At 33.7% G+C, this 16,299-nt stretch carries 16 protein-coding genes; 10 read left to right on the top strand and 6 right to left on the bottom strand.

Annotated elements, in window-relative coordinates:
- The first annotated feature begins 439 nt into the window (after window positions 1–439).
- The 3 genes from HNS38_RS13005 to rsmD are packed head-to-tail and all read left to right on the top strand — an operon-like array spanning window position 440 to window position 2,474.
- The gene (locus HNS38_RS13005) at window positions 440–1,048 is read left to right on the top strand and encodes a hypothetical protein (protein ID WP_172281588.1); all 609 of its coding nucleotides are present in this window, start codon (window positions 440–442) and stop codon (window positions 1,046–1,048) included.
- A gap of 5 nt (window positions 1,049–1,053) precedes the next feature.
- Complete coding sequence (locus HNS38_RS13010; protein WP_172281589.1) at window positions 1,054–1,944, top strand: DUF3822 family protein; 891 nt, start codon at window positions 1,054–1,056, stop codon at window positions 1,942–1,944.
- Window positions 1,935–2,474, top strand: coding sequence for a 16S rRNA (guanine(966)-N(2))-methyltransferase RsmD (gene rsmD, locus HNS38_RS13015; RefSeq protein WP_172281590.1), 540 nt, complete (start codon window positions 1,935–1,937; stop codon window positions 2,472–2,474). Before HNS38_RS13010 ends, rsmD begins: the two co-directional genes overlap by 10 nt.
- On the opposite strand, the gene HNS38_RS13020 is transcribed toward rsmD, so the two are convergent.
- From HNS38_RS13020 to HNS38_RS13030, 3 genes are all read right to left on the bottom strand, one after another.
- A complete protein-coding gene (locus HNS38_RS13020; protein ID WP_172281591.1) occupies window positions 2,449–3,834 on the bottom strand; it encodes a redoxin domain-containing protein in 1,386 nt (461 codons plus the stop codon). The two genes, rsmD and HNS38_RS13020, sit on opposite strands and share 26 nt — an antisense overlap.
- A gap of 91 nt (window positions 3,835–3,925) precedes the next feature.
- Window positions 3,926–4,402: a pantetheine-phosphate adenylyltransferase gene (gene coaD / locus HNS38_RS13025; RefSeq protein WP_172281593.1), complete on the bottom strand. Its 477-nt coding sequence runs from the start codon at window positions 4,400–4,402 to the stop codon at window positions 3,926–3,928.
- A gap of 55 nt (window positions 4,403–4,457) precedes the next feature.
- Window positions 4,458–4,985, bottom strand: coding sequence for a gamma carbonic anhydrase family protein (locus HNS38_RS13030; RefSeq protein ID WP_172281595.1), 528 nt, complete (start codon window positions 4,983–4,985; stop codon window positions 4,458–4,460).
- Between the two features lie 103 nt (window positions 4,986–5,088).
- Between HNS38_RS13030 and HNS38_RS13035 the strand changes: the two genes are divergently transcribed.
- From HNS38_RS13035 to HNS38_RS13060, 6 genes are all read left to right on the top strand, one after another.
- Window positions 5,089–5,994 carry an LD-carboxypeptidase gene (locus HNS38_RS13035; protein WP_172281597.1) on the top strand — a complete coding sequence of 302 codons (906 nt, stop codon included), beginning with the start codon at window positions 5,089–5,091 and terminating at the stop codon, window positions 5,992–5,994.
- A gap of 50 nt (window positions 5,995–6,044) precedes the next feature.
- On the top strand, window positions 6,045–6,422 hold the full coding sequence (locus HNS38_RS13040; RefSeq protein WP_172281599.1) for a DUF5684 domain-containing protein: 378 nt from the start codon (window positions 6,045–6,047) through the stop codon (window positions 6,420–6,422).
- Between the two features lie 2 nt (window positions 6,423–6,424).
- Window positions 6,425–6,787, top strand: a complete 363-nt coding sequence (locus HNS38_RS13045) for a YraN family protein (protein WP_172281601.1) — start codon at window positions 6,425–6,427, stop codon at window positions 6,785–6,787.
- 19 nt (window positions 6,788–6,806) lie between these two features.
- On the top strand, window positions 6,807–8,135 hold the full coding sequence (gene tilS / locus HNS38_RS13050) for a tRNA lysidine(34) synthetase TilS (protein WP_172346588.1): 1,329 nt from the start codon (window positions 6,807–6,809) through the stop codon (window positions 8,133–8,135).
- Window positions 8,136–8,207: 72 nt separating this feature from the next.
- Window positions 8,208–10,046, top strand: coding sequence for a DegV family protein (locus HNS38_RS13055; RefSeq protein WP_172281606.1), 1,839 nt, complete (start codon window positions 8,208–8,210; stop codon window positions 10,044–10,046).
- Window positions 10,047–10,065: 19 nt separating this feature from the next.
- On the top strand, window positions 10,066–10,800 hold the full coding sequence (locus HNS38_RS13060; RefSeq protein ID WP_172281608.1) for a DNA-binding protein: 735 nt from the start codon (window positions 10,066–10,068) through the stop codon (window positions 10,798–10,800).
- A 407-nt stretch (window positions 10,801–11,207) separates the two neighbouring features.
- Here HNS38_RS13060 and HNS38_RS13065 read toward each other — a convergent pair whose 3' ends face one another.
- The gene (locus HNS38_RS13065) at window positions 11,208–13,367 is read right to left on the bottom strand and encodes a S9 family peptidase (protein WP_172346589.1); all 2,160 of its coding nucleotides are present in this window, start codon (window positions 13,365–13,367) and stop codon (window positions 11,208–11,210) included.
- A 361-nt stretch (window positions 13,368–13,728) separates the two neighbouring features.
- Between HNS38_RS13065 and HNS38_RS13070 the strand changes: the two genes are divergently transcribed.
- Window positions 13,729–13,950 carry a DUF2795 domain-containing protein gene (locus tag HNS38_RS13070; RefSeq protein ID WP_172281612.1) on the top strand — a complete coding sequence of 74 codons (222 nt, stop codon included), beginning with the start codon at window positions 13,729–13,731 and terminating at the stop codon, window positions 13,948–13,950.
- A 48-nt stretch (window positions 13,951–13,998) separates the two neighbouring features.
- Here the strand turns inward: HNS38_RS13070 and HNS38_RS13075 are convergent, their stop codons facing one another.
- Window positions 13,999–14,919, bottom strand: coding sequence for a GYDIA family GHMP kinase (locus HNS38_RS13075; protein ID WP_172281614.1), 921 nt, complete (start codon window positions 14,917–14,919; stop codon window positions 13,999–14,001).
- A gap of 63 nt (window positions 14,920–14,982) precedes the next feature.
- Entirely contained in the window at window positions 14,983–16,299 is a 1,317-nt protein-coding gene (locus HNS38_RS13080; RefSeq protein WP_172346590.1) for a hydroxymethylglutaryl-CoA reductase, degradative, read from the bottom strand.

Genomic DNA, 16,299 nt, shown 5'->3' on the forward strand with positions numbered 1-16,299 from the left:
TTTATTCTTTTTCACAACTAGAATAAGCTCAAAGCACTATCTTTGCTCGCTAAAAGTAAGATGTTTTCCATATCTTACTTTTGATTTAACTTTTATAATCCCTCCTCTCCTTATATTATTTTAAACAAGAAAAACTATTTTAATATCTTAGCCCAATTCCCTTTTAGTTATAATTAATCATAAAAGTATTCGAGCATTTTGTTTATAAACAAATGATTAGGCAATTGTTAAGAATATGTCAAGATTAAGTATACTATAATAATGAGTCTCTTCATATTTCAATAAAATATGGAATGATATTTGCTAGATATTGTTGATTATTAGATAAATGAAAAAACGAAGAAATATTTTTAAAATATATGCTTTCTTCTAATCAAAAATCTTATTTTTGCCCTTAGTTGAAGTATTTAATTTGAGATAATAATAAAAAGATAGAAAGATGAAAATCATACTTAAACTTGTTCTACTTGTTACAATTATAGTATTAGGTTACTTTGTAGTTGAAAGTATTATGGAACCCGTAAGATTCAATAAAGAAAAAGACCTAAGAGAAGAACTAGTCATTCAAAAATTAGAAGACATTAGAGCAGCACAATTGGCATACAAAACCATTAATGGGACTTACATGGCTGACTGGGATACTCTAATCTCCTTTATTAAGGATAGCGAATTTCCAATTATTAAAGAAATAGCAGACCCTAATGATACCACAAATACTTTAATTATACGTGATACTCTAGGGTATATTCCTATTGTTGATTCATTATTTAGTCATAGAGAGCTATTTAATGCAGATCATCTTAAATATGTACCCATTCCGCAAAAATACTTTGCAAACGAAAAATTTGAACTCGCTTCTGGAGCTATTACTAGAGGAGGGTCGCCTGTAAATGTTTTCGAATGTCAGGTTTCATATGACGTTATCTTAAAGGGATTGGACAAACAGTTAATTATAAACTTGAATAAGAAATTAACTGAAATGAGTAAATACCCAGGTTTAAAAGTTGGAAGTCTAACAGAAGCTTCTACTGAAGGTAACTGGAAGTAATATTTATGCCAAGGCAAGATTCTTTAAAAGCAAGGGCAGAATATTTCGATTCAACTTATTCAGTTGAAAATCATAAAAATTACAGACTATCCATTCAGCTTCGGCTGAATGGATTTTCTTTTGCCATATTTTCTGCAGAGACCAAGAAGATTTTGAAAATTCAGGAATATGGAATTCATTGGAATAAAGATGGTAGTTCTGAGCAAAAATGGCAGATGCTCAACCAATCCTTATTGGATACTCTAGAAAAAGAGAATTTTGAATTTATGGTCTTTCCCTCAGTAAAGGTAATCCTTGACCATAAAGAATATCATCTACAGGCTCCAATATATGCAGATGATGCAAAAAAAGATAAAGAAATTGATTTTAATCAAAGCATTGGATATTCTCATACTACTCTTAGCAAAAAAATTTCAGGTGTTGATAGTATCATCTCATATGCCATCCCCTCCTTTATAAAACATACAATATCAGACTATTTTTCAAAAGCTCAAACCTTACACATAATAGATGTGTTAATCAATGATATTAGAATTCTACATCAAAACAAGGTTATTGGTAAAAGGCTTTATGTTAATATTTCAGATAGAGATATTCATATTATAGCCTATGATAGTGAACTTATCTTCTCAAACTCTTTTACTTATAGTACTAAAGAAGATTTCATCTATTTTATTTTATTAGCTTTTGAACAGCTAGCAATGAATCCGGAAGAGGATCCTCTCTATTTCATGGGAGAAATCAGCCGTTCTTCAGCCCTATTTAATATTGCTTGGCAATATATTAGAAATGTACATTTCATGGGAATGCAATTACCTGCAATGCTAAGTCAGGATTTTGATCAATTACCTATTCACCAATATTACTTACTCTTACAATCGAATATATGCGAATAATTGCAGGGAAATTTGGAAGGAGACGCCTTAAAACTCCAAAAAACCTATTGCTCAGACCTACAACTGATATTGCAAAAGAGGGCCTTTTTAACATCTTAAACAATCGCCTTTATTTTGACGAGCAAAAGGTTTTAGACCTATTTGCAGGAACAGGTAGTATCTCCTTTGAATTTATTTCTAGAGAAGCCGAACACGTAACATGTGTTGAGAATAATCTAATACATTTCAAGTTTATTACTTCGGTAAAGAATGATTTGTCTATGGAGAATCTACAGCCTTTAAAAACTGATGTATTCAAATTCCTAAGTATTAACAAAAGGTCATTTTCTTTAATTTTTGCTGATCCTCCATTTGAGTTAGACCATATTGAAACCTTACCTGGGTTAATATTTAATGGAACACATTTATCAGAAGGTGGACTATTCATATTGGAACATTCCGATAAGCATAGTTTTGAGAAACATGAGCACTTTGTAGAACTCAGAAAATATGGAAAAGTTCACTTTAGTTTTTTCGAAAGAAATCACTAGCTTCTTGCTCCTGTTCCTCTTTTAGTTTGTCAAGACTTTGCAAATAAGATCTCAGATTTTCTCGAGGGTTAGGTGGGAAGTAATCTAATAAATGGGTTTGCTCATCGAGGAGGATATATTGAGGGAAAATTTTTACTCTATATTCATTGAGCAGGGCAAAATCATCATTAAACCATAAGAAATCCCAATTTGCATTTTGGGCTTTTGCCCATTTTACAGATTCCTCTTTTTCCAGACCAGTAAACACAGTTAGTACTTGCAAGTTACTGTTTTCTTTAATCAACGATTTTAAAACTCTTATATCTGCCTCGCAAGTTTCACAGTTTGGTGAGACAAACATAAGATAAGTTCTTTTTCCTTTAAAATCTTTTATTGATTTTTGCTGATCGACTAGATTAGATAAAGAAAATGGAGGCACTTCCCCTCCCGAAACAAACGTGTTTAAACTTTTCAGAAGGTTAGCAGAAATCTTTCGATTCTCTACATACTTGCTATCCATTGCTAATTGATTGATTATTTCATTCAATTGTACTTTCTTCATTCCACTATTATAGAATAATTGCTTAATAGAATAGAGGAGAACCAGCTCTCTCAGTTTTTCTTTGACAAGTATAGGGTCTTTTCCCATTTTATCTTTCAATTCAAAAATAGGTAAGCCTTCGTTTAAAAGGTTTTTATATTCACTAAAATGAATTCCTTTATCATAATCATTCATATATTTATCAAAATATTTTAAGAAAAACATAGAATAAGCGGTATTAGAAAATTTAATGGGCTGTTCTGTCAGCCAATCATTAGCGATTTTTTCTCGTCCCTCTACCCTTGCTGTCCATCTTAACTCAGCCATTCTATAATCTATATAAGTATTGAAATAATTGGCTGTAGCAGAGTCCTCTATAATAGTCTCCTCAAGAATACTAGCTATTTTGTTTTCAAAACTATAATACAAACTTTTCTCTCTCAGTTTAATTAGATATACAAAGTTATTCTGCAGAAAGTTTTGGTATTCATATTCAAAACCATCAATCACTAGATTGAGTATATCTTCTTCCTCAAAAACAACATGCAGGGGCTTTTCAGGAAGGAAAATACTCTGATCCTCCAAAGTGATTTCATTGAAATCAAGTTTATAGGATTTACCAGGAATTACATAAAACGAAACGCTTTGGAGTCCAACTCTTATAGATACTTTCTGTATTTCGGTTGCTTCAAAACCCAACATAAAGACACCATTTTCATCGGGCCTTTGTTGATCTAATAAAACCTCTAAGCCACTTATGGGATCTGCTTCATGGTAAACCCTAAATACAAATGCATCAGCTGCTGCAGACTTACCATTAATAATGACAGGTAATGCCATATTATTAGCTATTGAAACAATCAATATTGCAAACAACAAACTAAAACGAAAAAAAAAGGAGTTTTTCATATTATGAAAACGGTGAATTGGACTAAATATTTTCTAAAATAATATTCCAAGCTTTTTTAGGTACAAATTGCTGTGCATTCCCACCATGTTTCAAAATATCCCTAATAATGGAAGAGTTTAAAGGAGTATGCTCTGGCTGAGTGAGCATAAATATGGTTTCAATTGAAGTATCCATTTGTTTATTGATTTGACCAATGCTTCTTTCAAATTCAAAATCTGCAGCTGTTCTTAGTCCTCTCAATAAATAATTTGCATTAACAGATTTGCAATAATCAACAGTTAAGCCAGAATAATGGCTTACACTTATATTATCGAAATCCTCAAAAGTAGCTTCTATCATTTTAACACGAACATCCATATCAAAAAAAGTATTTTTCTGAGAATTAACTCCTATGGCTACAATAATTTTATCAAATAATAAAGCTGCCCTTTTAATAACAGACTCATGACCTTTCGTAATTGGGTCAAAAGAGCCGGGGAATACCGCAATTCGTTCCATAAGTATTGTTTAAGATTCAAAAGTAGTAAATAATATGATGATGAAGAGATCCGAATTATTTGTTCTCCTCTTCACCATACCAACTGGCATACATATTATAGGATGAAGAGATTCTATTCACTTCACCTTCCAATAATGATTCATCAATATCCTTAATTTTCTTGGCGGGTACTCCAGCCCAGACCTCCCCTGATTTCACTCTAGTTCCTTTTGAAACTAATGCACCTGCAGCAATAAGGCTATTGCTCTCCACATAAACATCGTCCATTAAAATAGCACCCATTCCAACTAACACATTGGCTTCTATGGTACAACCATGGATAATGGCATTATGAGCAATGGAAACATTATCACCAATAATAACTCCTGCTTTTTGATAAGTACAATGGATAACAGCACCATCCTGAATATTTACATTCTTACCAATTCTAATAGAATGAACATCGCCTCTCACCACTGCATTAAACCATATACTACAATCGTCGCCGATTTCAACATCACCAACTAGGGTTGCATTGTCAGCTAAAAATACATTTTTGCCTATAATGGGTTCTATCCCTTTTACTTTTTTGATCAGTGCCATAATTTTCTAAATAAATATTCTGCAAATTTAAACAGATAAATATGTAATCGCATCAATAAAAAGCCATAAATCTTATTAAATTTGTTAAATCAAAATCGATATCATGAAAAGACCTCCCTACTTAAAATCAGGTGATAGAATTGGTTTGGTTTCACCAGCAAGAAAAATATCATCACAAGAAGTAAAATCAGCGGTAAAGTTATTGCAAAGATGGGGTTTAGAACCCGTTTTTGGACGCCACATTTTCTCATCTCACCATCAATTTGGAGGGAAAGATGCTGAAAGGACTTCCGATATGCAAGAGTTTCTTGACGATATTAATGTGAAAGGAATACTATCGACCAGAGGAGGATATGGAAGTGTAAGGATTATTGACCAATTAGATTTCTCTAAATTTAAAGTTCACCCCAAATGGCTAATAGGGTATTCTGATATCACTGTTTTTCATTCGCATATTCATCAAGTTTTAGAAATTGAAACCATTCACGGCACTATGCCCATTAATTTCCCAACAAATCTAGTGGAAAATGAGTCTATACTAAGTTTGAAACAAGCTTTATTTGGCGAATTAGAGGCCTATCAATTAAAGAATTGTCAAGTTTTACGAGAAGGAAATGTAACAGCTCCACTAATTGGTGGCAATTTATCCATACTATACAGCTTATTAGGTAGTATAAGTGATATAAATACGGATGGAAAAATACTATTTATTGAAGACTTGGATGAATATCTATACCACATGGATAGAATGATGATGAACCTCAAACGCACTGGTAAACTTCATCATCTAAAAGCCCTAATCGTTGGTGGAATGAATGATATGAATGACAATACCATCCCCTATGGACAATCTGCAAAAGAAATTATTTGGGAGACGGTGAAAGAATATGATTATCCAGTTATTTTTGATTTCCCTAGTGGACATATAGAACCCAATATGGCACTTTATTTAGGACGAAAGATTGATTTACAAGCATATAATAATGAATTGAAAATAAGTTTTTTGTAACTTAGTCGCATATTGTTCATCTAAGAGTTATCAAATTAAAAAATATCACTATGAGCGAATTTCAAGAATTATTTTTAGGGCTTACCGTTTCAACTTGGTTATCCATCTCTCTATTTATTGCTGTTGTATATATTGTAGCCCAGTGGAAAATATACGAAAAAGCTGGTCAAAAGGGTTGGGCAGCACTTATTCCATTTTACAACCTTTATATTCTTTTAAAAATTGTCGGTAAACCTGGATGGTGGTTATTACTCATCATTTTTGTACCATTTTTCAATATTATCCTAATCATTTGGATGACAAACCTTCTTTCAAAAAGTTTCGGTAAAGATGTGTTATTTACTATAGGACTAATATTCTTTGGAATTATCTTCTACCCCATTTTAGGTTTTGGTGACGCTAAATATATAGGCCCAGCAGGAAAATAAAAATGGCAGATCACAATGACTTAGGAAATTTTGGAGAAAAGTTAGCTCTCGAATATTTGGTAAAAAAAGGATACAAAATCTTAGAAACCAATTGGAGATTCATTCACAAAGAAATAGACATCATTGCCCGAAAAGATGATTTCATTGTTTTTATAGAAGTAAAAACCCGGAAAACTAACTATTTTGGAGAGCCATATACCTTCGTTAACAAGACTAAACAAGGCTTTTTAGTTAAGGCGGCCAATGAATATATTGTCCGTTTTAACATTCAAGAAGAAGCCCGATTCGACATTATTTCAGTGCTATATAACGAAAACAAAAAAGATATTACTCATATTGAAGATGCTTTTTATGCCAGAATGTAAAGATTCCTAAATTTGCATCATGTTAAAATCCTTTTTAAATTTTAGTCAGCACCATCAACTCACCTCCTCCTCTCCCGTTTTAATTGGTGTATCAGGAGGTAGAGATTCTGTAGTTTTATGTGATTTATACCATCTTGCAAAAATTGATTTTGCGATTGCTCATTGCAATTTCGGATTGAGAGCTGAAGAATCTAACGAAGACGAAAAATTTGTAATCCAATTGGCCAAAAAGTATCAAGTCCCATTGTTTAGAACCAAAATTCCTACTAAAGCTTATGCTGAAGAATCGGGGATTTCCATTCAAATGTCGGCTAGAGCACAAAGAGTGAATTGGTTTAAAAAGCTTTGCAAAGAAAACGAATTCGAATATTATGCAACCGCTCATCATTCTGACGATGCCATTGAAACCTATTTTATCAATCAAATTCGAGGTACAGGAATATCTGGGCTGCATGGAATTTTACCTAAGCAAGGCACATTAATTCATCCCCTATTATTTGCCAGCAGAGAAGATATTACTCAGCATGCAGAAGTAAATAATTTAAGTTGGCGAGAAGATAGTTCCAATGCGAAAACTAAATATCTAAGAAACAAAATAAGGCATCAAGTTTTACCTCTTCTACAAGAAATTAATGGAGGTGTTAAACAGACTATCATTGAAAATATGGGTCGATTTTATGAAACTGAACAAATATATCTACAAAAAATAGAGGAGCTCAAGAAAGAATTACTGCTCAAAACTAAAGAAGGCTGGAGTATCCCTTTAGAAACCTTGAGGAGCCATGCTCAAGCAACAACAATTTTATACGAGTTTTTAAAAGAATTTGGTTTTAATTATAGCCAATGCAAACAAGTACTGCAAGAAAACGAGTTCAGTCAAGTTGGAGCCTTATTCTACTCGTCCAGCTATCAATTACTAAGAGACCGAAAATACCTTCTCCTCAAGGAAACAATTTCTGATGATGTGCAGGAGTATGATATTAAATCAACTTCCTCGCCAATAGAAACACCCATAAAATTAAAAATAGAATCCTCAGAAAATACCGATATCATTGCTGATAAGAATATAGCCAAACTGGATGCAGATTTAATAGAATTCCCATTGAAAATTCGTAAATGGAAACAAGGTGATTATTTTTATCCACTGGGAATGAAAGGACAAAAAAAACTTGTTTCTGATTTTTTTATAGACCACAAAATGAGTCTTTTTGAGAAACAGAATACCTGGGTTTTATGCTCTAAAAATAAAATTGTTTGGATTATTGGTCACCGAATTGATAACCGATTCAAAATCAGCTCTCAAACCTCTAAAACTATTATTATCAGCACACTCCCTACTGATTGTTAATACATTAACAGAGTTTTATTACCTTTAAAAAAGTCTTAAAATTTAAGCTCTCAATATTAAATTGATATCTTTGTGTTCATTAACAAAGGAGGAACATTGAAATACGAAGGTATTAATACCAATGTGCTAAATGGCAAAAGATTCTATTACAGTTTCTTAGCTGGAGCTCAGAGAATATTCGAACATCAAAAGGCTATAAATAAGATAAATGTTTTCCCTGTTCAGGATGGAGACACTGGCACAAATTTAGCTAGTACCATGCGTTCCATTATAGACACCTATATTCCAACCTCAAATTTAAAAATAACTGCTGATGCCATTGCTGATGCTGCATTGGTAGGAGCTAGAGGAAACTCAGGAATTATCTTCGCGCAATTTATTTATGGTTTTTCTGATATTTTAGACAAAGACAAAGATAATATCTCTGTTGAGGATTTTTCAAAAGCCTTAAAATCTGCTGTTATATATAGCTATGAAGCTATTAGTAATCCTGTAGAAGGTACCATGATTACTGTGATGCGTGAATGGGCAGAATCCGTGGATAAGCTAAAAGACAAATTCCAAGATTTTAATGAATTGATAGCCGCATCATTAAGCAGTGCAAAAAAAAGCTTAGAGGAAACTCCGAAAAAGCTTGAGGTTTTAGCAAAAGCAAAAGTGGTAGATGCTGGTGGAAAAGCATTTGTTCATTTCTTAGAAGGTATGACCGACTTTTTCCTACACGGAGAAATTCGTTCTATACTTCAAGCCAGAAACGTAGTTAAAATACAAGATGTAAGTGAGCATATTTCTCATGAAGAAGTAAACTACAGATACTGCACTGAATGTTTAGTAGTTATGGATAAAGCCAATGATAATTTGAAAAATATTTTTAAAAACAAATTATCAAGCTATGGGGATTCATTAGTTATTGCGGGGTCACCTAGAAAATTACGTCTACACATACATACCGACGATCCAGCACATGTGTTTTCACATATAGAACCATATGGAAACATTACCTTTCAAAAAGTTGATGATATGGTGATGCAAAAGGAAATAGTAAATAATCGTAAACTGCCTATTGGTTTCATTACTGATAGTGCTTGCGATTTACCTAAAGAACTCATTGATAAATACCAGATTCAAGTAGTTCCACTTAAAATACATTTTGGAGAGCAGTTTTTCCTAGATGGTCTGACTTTAAAGCCCAAAGAATTATATAAGAAAATGGACTCCTCTCCTATTTATCCCAATTCAGCACAACCTAGTTATCATGATTTTTTAAATAAATATGATTATTTGGCTACTCATTATGATTCTATCATTGGGATACATATCAGCGCTAAACTAAGCGGAGTTTGGAGTAATTCTAATAAAGCGGGAACAAGTATTGCTCAACAGCAAAATAAAGACATATCGATAGTTAATTCAAAGAATGCTGCATGTGGGCAAGGCTTAATCGTGTTACGTGCTGCTATGGCAGCTGAATCGGGTATGACAAAAGACCAAATCGTTAATAAAATGGACGAGTGGGCTATAAAAACCCACACATTAGTTAGCAGTAAAACCATGAAATATATGGTGAAAAGTGGAAGAGTGAGTCCTGTTAAAGGTGCTATTGGTAAACTGCTCAGCCTAAAACCTCTTGTAAAGGTTAATAATGAAGGATCTGCTGATATATTTGGCAAACCACTTAGTGAAAAGGGTAGCATTAAATTAGTGATGAATGAGATGAGAAAGCTCATTTCAGATCACGAAATTTGGGGATTTGCCATTTCACATGCCAATAATGAATCTACAGCTAATCATTATGCAAAAGAAGTCGAAAAACTAACAGGTATTAAACCTGCTTTTATTAGCGACGCCACTCCTGCCCTTGCATTAAATGCAGGACCTGGAGTTGTTGCTTTATCATTAATGTTGAAATAATTAAAATCGAAATTAAAATATGAAAAATCTAATCATTATTATTGCTTTAGGTCTGGGATTAATGGCTTGCAATAATGCCGAAAAAACCAATACCACGAATACCCAAAGTGATGCTTCCTATGAAGATGCTTTGGCAAAAATAAATAGTACTATGCATGAGGCTAAAGTACTAGAAGCTACAACTAGTGGATCCTATACTTATGTAAAATTAGAAGAAAATGGTAAAACTTTTATGGCAGCTGTAAGTGCTCGTGAGGTAAAAATTGGCGATACCTACTATTATAAAGATGCCATGGAAATGAAAAACTTCGAAAGTAAAAGCTTAGGTAAAGTATTTTCATCAATCTTTTTTATCAATGATTTTTATGCAACTAAACCAGAACAAAAGGAAAAAACTATCGGTGGAGAACATAAAAATGATCAAGATGTTCATACAAAAATAAAAGTTGAAAAAGCTGCAAATGGATATACATTAGCCGAAGTTTTTGAAAAGAAATCAAAATTAAAAGACCAAGAAATTATAGTTAAAGGTCAAGTGGTGAAAATTAACGAAGAAATCATGAATACCAATTGGGTTCATATTCAAGATGGAACAGAGTATAATGGGGTGTTTGATTTAACGGTAACTACAAGCGATGCTATTGACTTTAAAATAGGCGATGTGGTGACTTTTAAAGGTAAACTAATCCTTAACAAAGACTTTGGTCATGGTTATAAGTATGACTTTTTATTGGAAGATTCTAAGAAGCAATAGTAATTTCAGAGCAATACTGTCCAAAAGAAGTTCCATATTAAAAAAGATTCTTCACTTCATTTCATTAGGTTCAGAATGACAGGGTGTTAGAATTTGACAGGAAGGAAGAAGGGCTTTGCTTTTAGCATTAAAAAAAGCAAAGCCCTTCTTCCTTATGAGTTACCAAAACACCTGTCATTCAGATGCGTAGCGAGGAATCTTTAATAATAATTAGGCCGCTAATGATTTCAGAACAACAACAAAAGCGAAAATCACATGATTTTCGCTTTTTTTTTTAGAATCATACTAATTGTATAATGAAATTAACTCTTAAGCATTTCATTATTACAATGGTTAATGCCGATAGGAAATGATCCATTTTTATTAAGGTTAATTTTAACGCTAAGTTCATTTCATCATCGGTGTCACTATTCTTTAATATCTTCTAAATCGAGGAAGAAAGCATACATCAATGCAATTTCTTTATATCTCTTGAAACGTCCAGAGGCACCTCCATGTCCTACATCCATATTGCAATCCATCATTAACAGATTATCATCGGTTTTATAGGCTCTTAGTTTAGCAATCCATTTAGCTGGTTCCCAATACTGAACTTGGCTATCCCAGTACCCTGTGGTGATTAAAAGGTTAGGATAAGCTTTTCTTTCGATATTATCATAAGGAGAATAAGACTTCATATAATGGTAGTATTCTTCGTTTTTAGGATTTCCCCACTCGTCGAACTCACCAGTTGTTAGTGGAATACTCTCATCCAACATGGTAGAAACCACATCAACAAAAGGTACAGCAGCAACTACACCATTCCATAATTCTGGATCCATATTGATAATTCCACCCATTAATAAACCGCCGGCAGAACCACCATAAGCATAAAGATGATCGCTAGAAGTATATTTCTCGTCCACTAAATATTTCCCACAGTCGATAAAATCATTGAAAGTATTCATCTTCTTTAGGAGTTTTCCATCCTCATACCAATGCCTTCCCATTTCTTGACCTCCTCTTACATGAGCAATGGCAAATATAAAGCCACGATCGAGTAAGCTGAGTCTAACAGAACTAAAATAAGGATCGGTACTACTACCATAAGAACCATAAGCATAAAGCAATAGAGGATTCTTTCCCGTACGCTCCATTCCTTTCCTATAAACCATAGAAACCGGAACCTTAACACCATCTCTAACTTCTACCATTACTCTCTCCGAAGCATAATTTTCTGGGGAGAAATTAGGATCCATAATCTCTTGTTGTTTGAGTAATTCTTGTTCCTTAGTCACCATATTATAGTCAAAAGTACTATTTGGTGTAGTTAAAGAAGTGTAGCCATATCTTAAAATCTCAGTATCAAATTCAGGATTTGCTGAAACATAAGCCATATAGGCAGGATCATTAAACTCCATATAATATTCGTCATTAGTTCTCCAGTTAATGACTCTGATTTCACTTAAACCTTCTTTCATTTCAGAAACCACTAAGAATTTTTTAAATATTTCGATTCCTTCTAACAAAACATTATCTCTATGCGCAATCACTTCTGTCCAGTTATCCTTGGTGGTTTTATTCACTGGAGTTTTCATTAAACGGAAGTTTTTTGCATCCCAGTTAGTGGTGATATAAAAATCCTTACCAAAATGAGAAACGCTATAAATCATGTCCTCTTCTCTAGGTTGTATCACTTTCCATTCCCCATTTGGAGTATTGGCATCGAGGAAACGGAACTCAGTAGATAAAGTCTGGCTGGAACCAATCATTAAATACTTATCCGATTTGGTTTTGTATACAAAAGTATTATAGGTTTCGTCAGACTCTTCATACACCAATTTATCTTTTGATTGATCTGTTCCAAGAACATGCTTAAAGATTTTATTGGAACGTAAGGTAACAGGATCTTTAGTTGTGTAAAAGATAGTTTTGTTGTCATTCGCCCAGGTAGCTCCACCGGTGGTATTCTCCAATACATCTTTTAATAACTCACCTGTAGCTAAGTTCTTGACAAAAAGAGTATACTGACGACGAGAGACCGTATCTACGCCATACACCAAAAGTTTATTGTCTGGACTTACTGCTTGACCACCAACAGCAAAATAGCTAAGTCCTTCAGACATCACATTCTGGTTTAGCATCACTTCTTCTGTAGCTCCGTCAGTATCTTTCTTACGACAATTGAATGCATAATCCATACCTTCCTCATATCTTGAATAATACCAGTATCCATTCTTACGAACCGGAACACTTTGATCCGTTTGCTGAATTCGTGCAATTATTTCATCATATAACTTTTGTTGTAGTGGAGCTGTATGTTCCATTACCTGCTCGGTGTATGCATTTTCTGCATTTAAATAATCTAAAACTTCTTGGGTTTGACCATCTGGAGTTTCTGCATTCTTTTGTTCATCAGATAAACGCATCCAAAAATAATCATCTACTCGTTTATCGCCATGTGTTACTAACTCTTTGGCGTCTTTACGTGCAAGGGGTTTCTCCATAGTCATTTTATTATGCTCACCATTTTGACAGGAACTGAACATGATTAATGCTCCCATTCCCAAATACATTAATTTTTTCATCTTTTGTTTTATTAATAAGATCAATTTTAATTATTTAATTTGTGTTTATGTTTGAATATAACCTTCAAAAATAAATGAAAAATATTAGATTTTTCTACTATACACTTGGAAAACTAACTACAAACTGTGAAGAATGAAATCATTCAGTAAATAACTCAGTATTTATAGGGATTTCAGCCATTAAACTATCCTCCAATACATGAAACTTTATTATTATATTTACTGAAAATGCATTCCGAATGGCTTACAATTATTATTGTTTTTCAAAATAATGTTCAACTTATCAACAAGTATTTTAAAAAAGGCTTGTATGGAATGGAAAAAAAATTATTTTTGCAAAAAATATAAAACCACATAAGGTATGTATTGGACATTAGAATTAGCTTCAAAACTTGAAGACGCTCCTTGGCCAGCCTCAAAGGAGGAGCTTATTGACTTTAGCATCAGATCTGGCGCACCCGATGAAGTAATTGAAAACTTAAGCGAATTGGAGGACGAAGGTGAAATTTATGAGAGAATCGAGGACATATGGCCTGATTATCCCACGAAAGAGGATTTTTTCTTTAACGAAGACGAGTACTAAAAATATTAAAGCCTGATTCATTTCAGGTTTTTTTATGCCTTATCGTTTCTATAAGACCATGTCATCGTAACTCAATATGGTTTGATGACCTTTGTTTCGGAAGTATTTTTTTAAATCTTGCTCATCACCAGAATAGGTAGCCAATACAAAATCTCCACCCCAGGCACCTAGAGATTTTATTTCTCCATCAAAATCGTTGAAATAGGTATCCTTTATTCTTGGTTCCCCTATTAAACTGGAAATAATTTTCTCATGCTCTGCCAATGCTTTATCAAAATCGAAGAGGGATTTTGTTTTTGATATGACCTCACTTAATAGACTTACCTCCACTATATTTTGACTGGAAGCTTTTACTTTTTGCTTATAAGAAGCTACACTATTGGAAGAATTCTGCTTCTTGCCCAAATGAACAAAATATATATTCTTCTTAAATAAGGGATTAAAGTCGATGGTTGTCACCTTGGGTTCTCCATTGACCAACTGATAGAATATAGGACTATTACTGCGAGCAGTTGCCACATCTACCCCACTACCATTACTGGTTTGACGCACCAATTGATGAGGATTTACATCGAGCCAATAACCTATATTCGATAATAAAGTAGAACTAGAGCCCAAACCCCAATTTTTATCAAAATCTAGATTGGTTCTTATTTTAATGCCTTTCTGATTATCTACAGAAATACTTGCCAAATCGAAAGCTTTTTTGAGGATGTTTTTCAAATGTAAAGCCATCTTCTGATCGTTGGTGTGGATGATATTAAATAGTCTGGACCCGAAGTTTACTTGAAGCCATCCTTTATTTAATACTTTGGCTTCCCAACGAATACCACTGAACTCTTCATGCAAACTCACTTCGAGGCGTTGTCCATATTTTGTAGGGACAGCCATAGCCAAAGCACCATCAAGAACTAGGTATTCCCCAGTAATGAGTAATTTTCCGTTGGAATGAAATGCGGCTATGTTCATATATTAGCACTTAAAGTACTTCAAGTATTTAGAGTACTTAAAGTTATGAATCCTCTATTTAAATTATTGTCGAATATCATTAATAAAATCTTCTACTACTGAAAAAGAAACTTTACGAGTCTTAAAATATTCTACAGCAGTCTGTTTTTCAGTTTCAGTGGCGCCAAAGTTATTCAAAATATTTAATAAGTGCATTTTCATATGACCTTTTTGAATTCCCTTGGTGGTTAGGGATCTCAACGCACCAAAATTATTCGCTAATCCAGCCACAGCAGCTATTTGCATTAAATCATCGGCATGAGGGTCACCAAGCAATTCCATAGTAAAACGTGCTAAAGGATGCAATTTGGTTAATCCTCCAACGGTTCCTAAGGCCATGGGAACTCTCAAAACATATTTAAAACGCCCCTCCTTTATCTCAATAGAAGTCAAACTACGGTATTTTCCATCGCGGGCAGCATAGGTATGCCCACAAGCTTCAACAGCTCTAAAATCGTTCCCCGTGGCTAATACCACAGCATCTATTCCGTTGAAGATTCCTTTATTATGGGTAGTGGCACGATAAGTATCCACAGTAGCAACTTGTACCGCTTTTTCAAACTTCCAAGCAAAATCCTCCGCTGAAATATCGGGGTCCACTCCCTCTAAGTCTTTAATATCACATTCCACCCAAGCTTCCACCAAGCAATCTGGGGTGTAATTACTCAGAATTGACATGATGACTTGTATGGGATACTCGTTCAACTCTATGTTCTCACTTACTTTTTCTTTTAAAATCTCAGCAAATTCCTCTAAACAAGAGTTAATAAAATTGGCACCCATGGAATCTACTGTATTAAAACTGGCTTTGAGCTGATAATAATCATCAATTTCAGTTCGCATGTCCACCAATTCAATATCGAGGATTCCTCCGCCTCTTTCCCTCATGTTTTTGGTGATTCCATCAGTTCCTTGAAAGAAATGCTTTTTTAAAACTGGGAAGAATGCATTTAATTTTTCAAAATCACCAGCCCAAGTAAAATGAACTTGACCTATTTTTGTTTGATTAATAATCTGGGTATGAAAACCTCCTCTTGTTGACCAGAATTTAGCGCTATTACTTGCGGCTGCTACCACCGAGCTTTCTTCAATCACCATAGGAATCATATAGTTTTTCCCATTGATGATCACATTGGGTGCAATTCCATAAGGAAAGAAAAAGTTGGAAATGGTATTCTCAGAAAATTCTTCGAAAAGCTTTTGTTTAGCAATTTCGGCATGCCAAAAAGATTTGAGTTCTTTTTCTACTTCTTTTGGATTGGGGAAATAGGCAGCTACCTTTTTAACTTTTTGTTCTTTATCTAGTTTCGAAAATCCTTTGATGATTTCTTTTTCAAGCAT

This window comes from Lentimicrobium sp. L6 (assembly GCF_013166655.1).
In the GTDB taxonomy this organism is placed as follows: domain Bacteria; phylum Bacteroidota; class Bacteroidia; order Bacteroidales; family UBA12170; genus UBA12170.

Bases quoted from the DNA above. Each gene is read 5' to 3' on its own strand.
- HNS38_RS13030 (WP_172281595.1), bottom strand. From the start codon at position 4,985: ATGGCACTGATCAAAAAAGTAAAAGGGATAGAACCCATTATAGGCAAA.
- HNS38_RS13040 (WP_172281599.1), top strand. From the start codon at position 6,045: ATGAGCGAATTTCAAGAATTATTTTTAGGGCTTACCGTTTCAACTTGG.
- HNS38_RS13065 (WP_172346589.1), bottom strand. From the start codon at position 13,367: ATGAAAAAATTAATGTATTTGGGAATGGGAGCATTAATCATGTTCAGT.
- coaD (WP_172281593.1), bottom strand. From the start codon at position 4,402: ATGGAACGAATTGCGGTATTCCCCGGCTCTTTTGACCCAATTACGAAA.
- HNS38_RS13070 (WP_172281612.1), top strand. From the start codon at position 13,729: ATGTATTGGACATTAGAATTAGCTTCAAAACTTGAAGACGCTCCTTGG.
- HNS38_RS13020 (WP_172281591.1), bottom strand. From the start codon at position 3,834: ATGGCATTACCTGTCATTATTAATGGTAAGTCTGCAGCAGCTGATGCA.
- HNS38_RS13010 (WP_172281589.1), top strand. From the start codon at position 1,054: ATGCCAAGGCAAGATTCTTTAAAAGCAAGGGCAGAATATTTCGATTCA.
- HNS38_RS13060 (WP_172281608.1), top strand. From the start codon at position 10,066: ATGAAAAATCTAATCATTATTATTGCTTTAGGTCTGGGATTAATGGCT.
- HNS38_RS13005 (WP_172281588.1), top strand. From the start codon at position 440: ATGAAAATCATACTTAAACTTGTTCTACTTGTTACAATTATAGTATTA.
- rsmD (WP_172281590.1), top strand. From the start codon at position 1,935: ATGCGAATAATTGCAGGGAAATTTGGAAGGAGACGCCTTAAAACTCCA.
- HNS38_RS13035 (WP_172281597.1), top strand. From the start codon at position 5,089: ATGAAAAGACCTCCCTACTTAAAATCAGGTGATAGAATTGGTTTGGTT.
- HNS38_RS13075 (WP_172281614.1), bottom strand. From the start codon at position 14,919: ATGAACATAGCCGCATTTCATTCCAACGGAAAATTACTCATTACTGGG.
- HNS38_RS13080 (WP_172346590.1), bottom strand. From the start codon at position 16,299: ATGCTTGAAAAAGAAATCATCAAAGGATTTTCGAAACTAGATAAAGAA.
- HNS38_RS13045 (WP_172281601.1), top strand. From the start codon at position 6,425: ATGGCAGATCACAATGACTTAGGAAATTTTGGAGAAAAGTTAGCTCTC.
- tilS (WP_172346588.1), top strand. From the start codon at position 6,807: ATGTTAAAATCCTTTTTAAATTTTAGTCAGCACCATCAACTCACCTCC.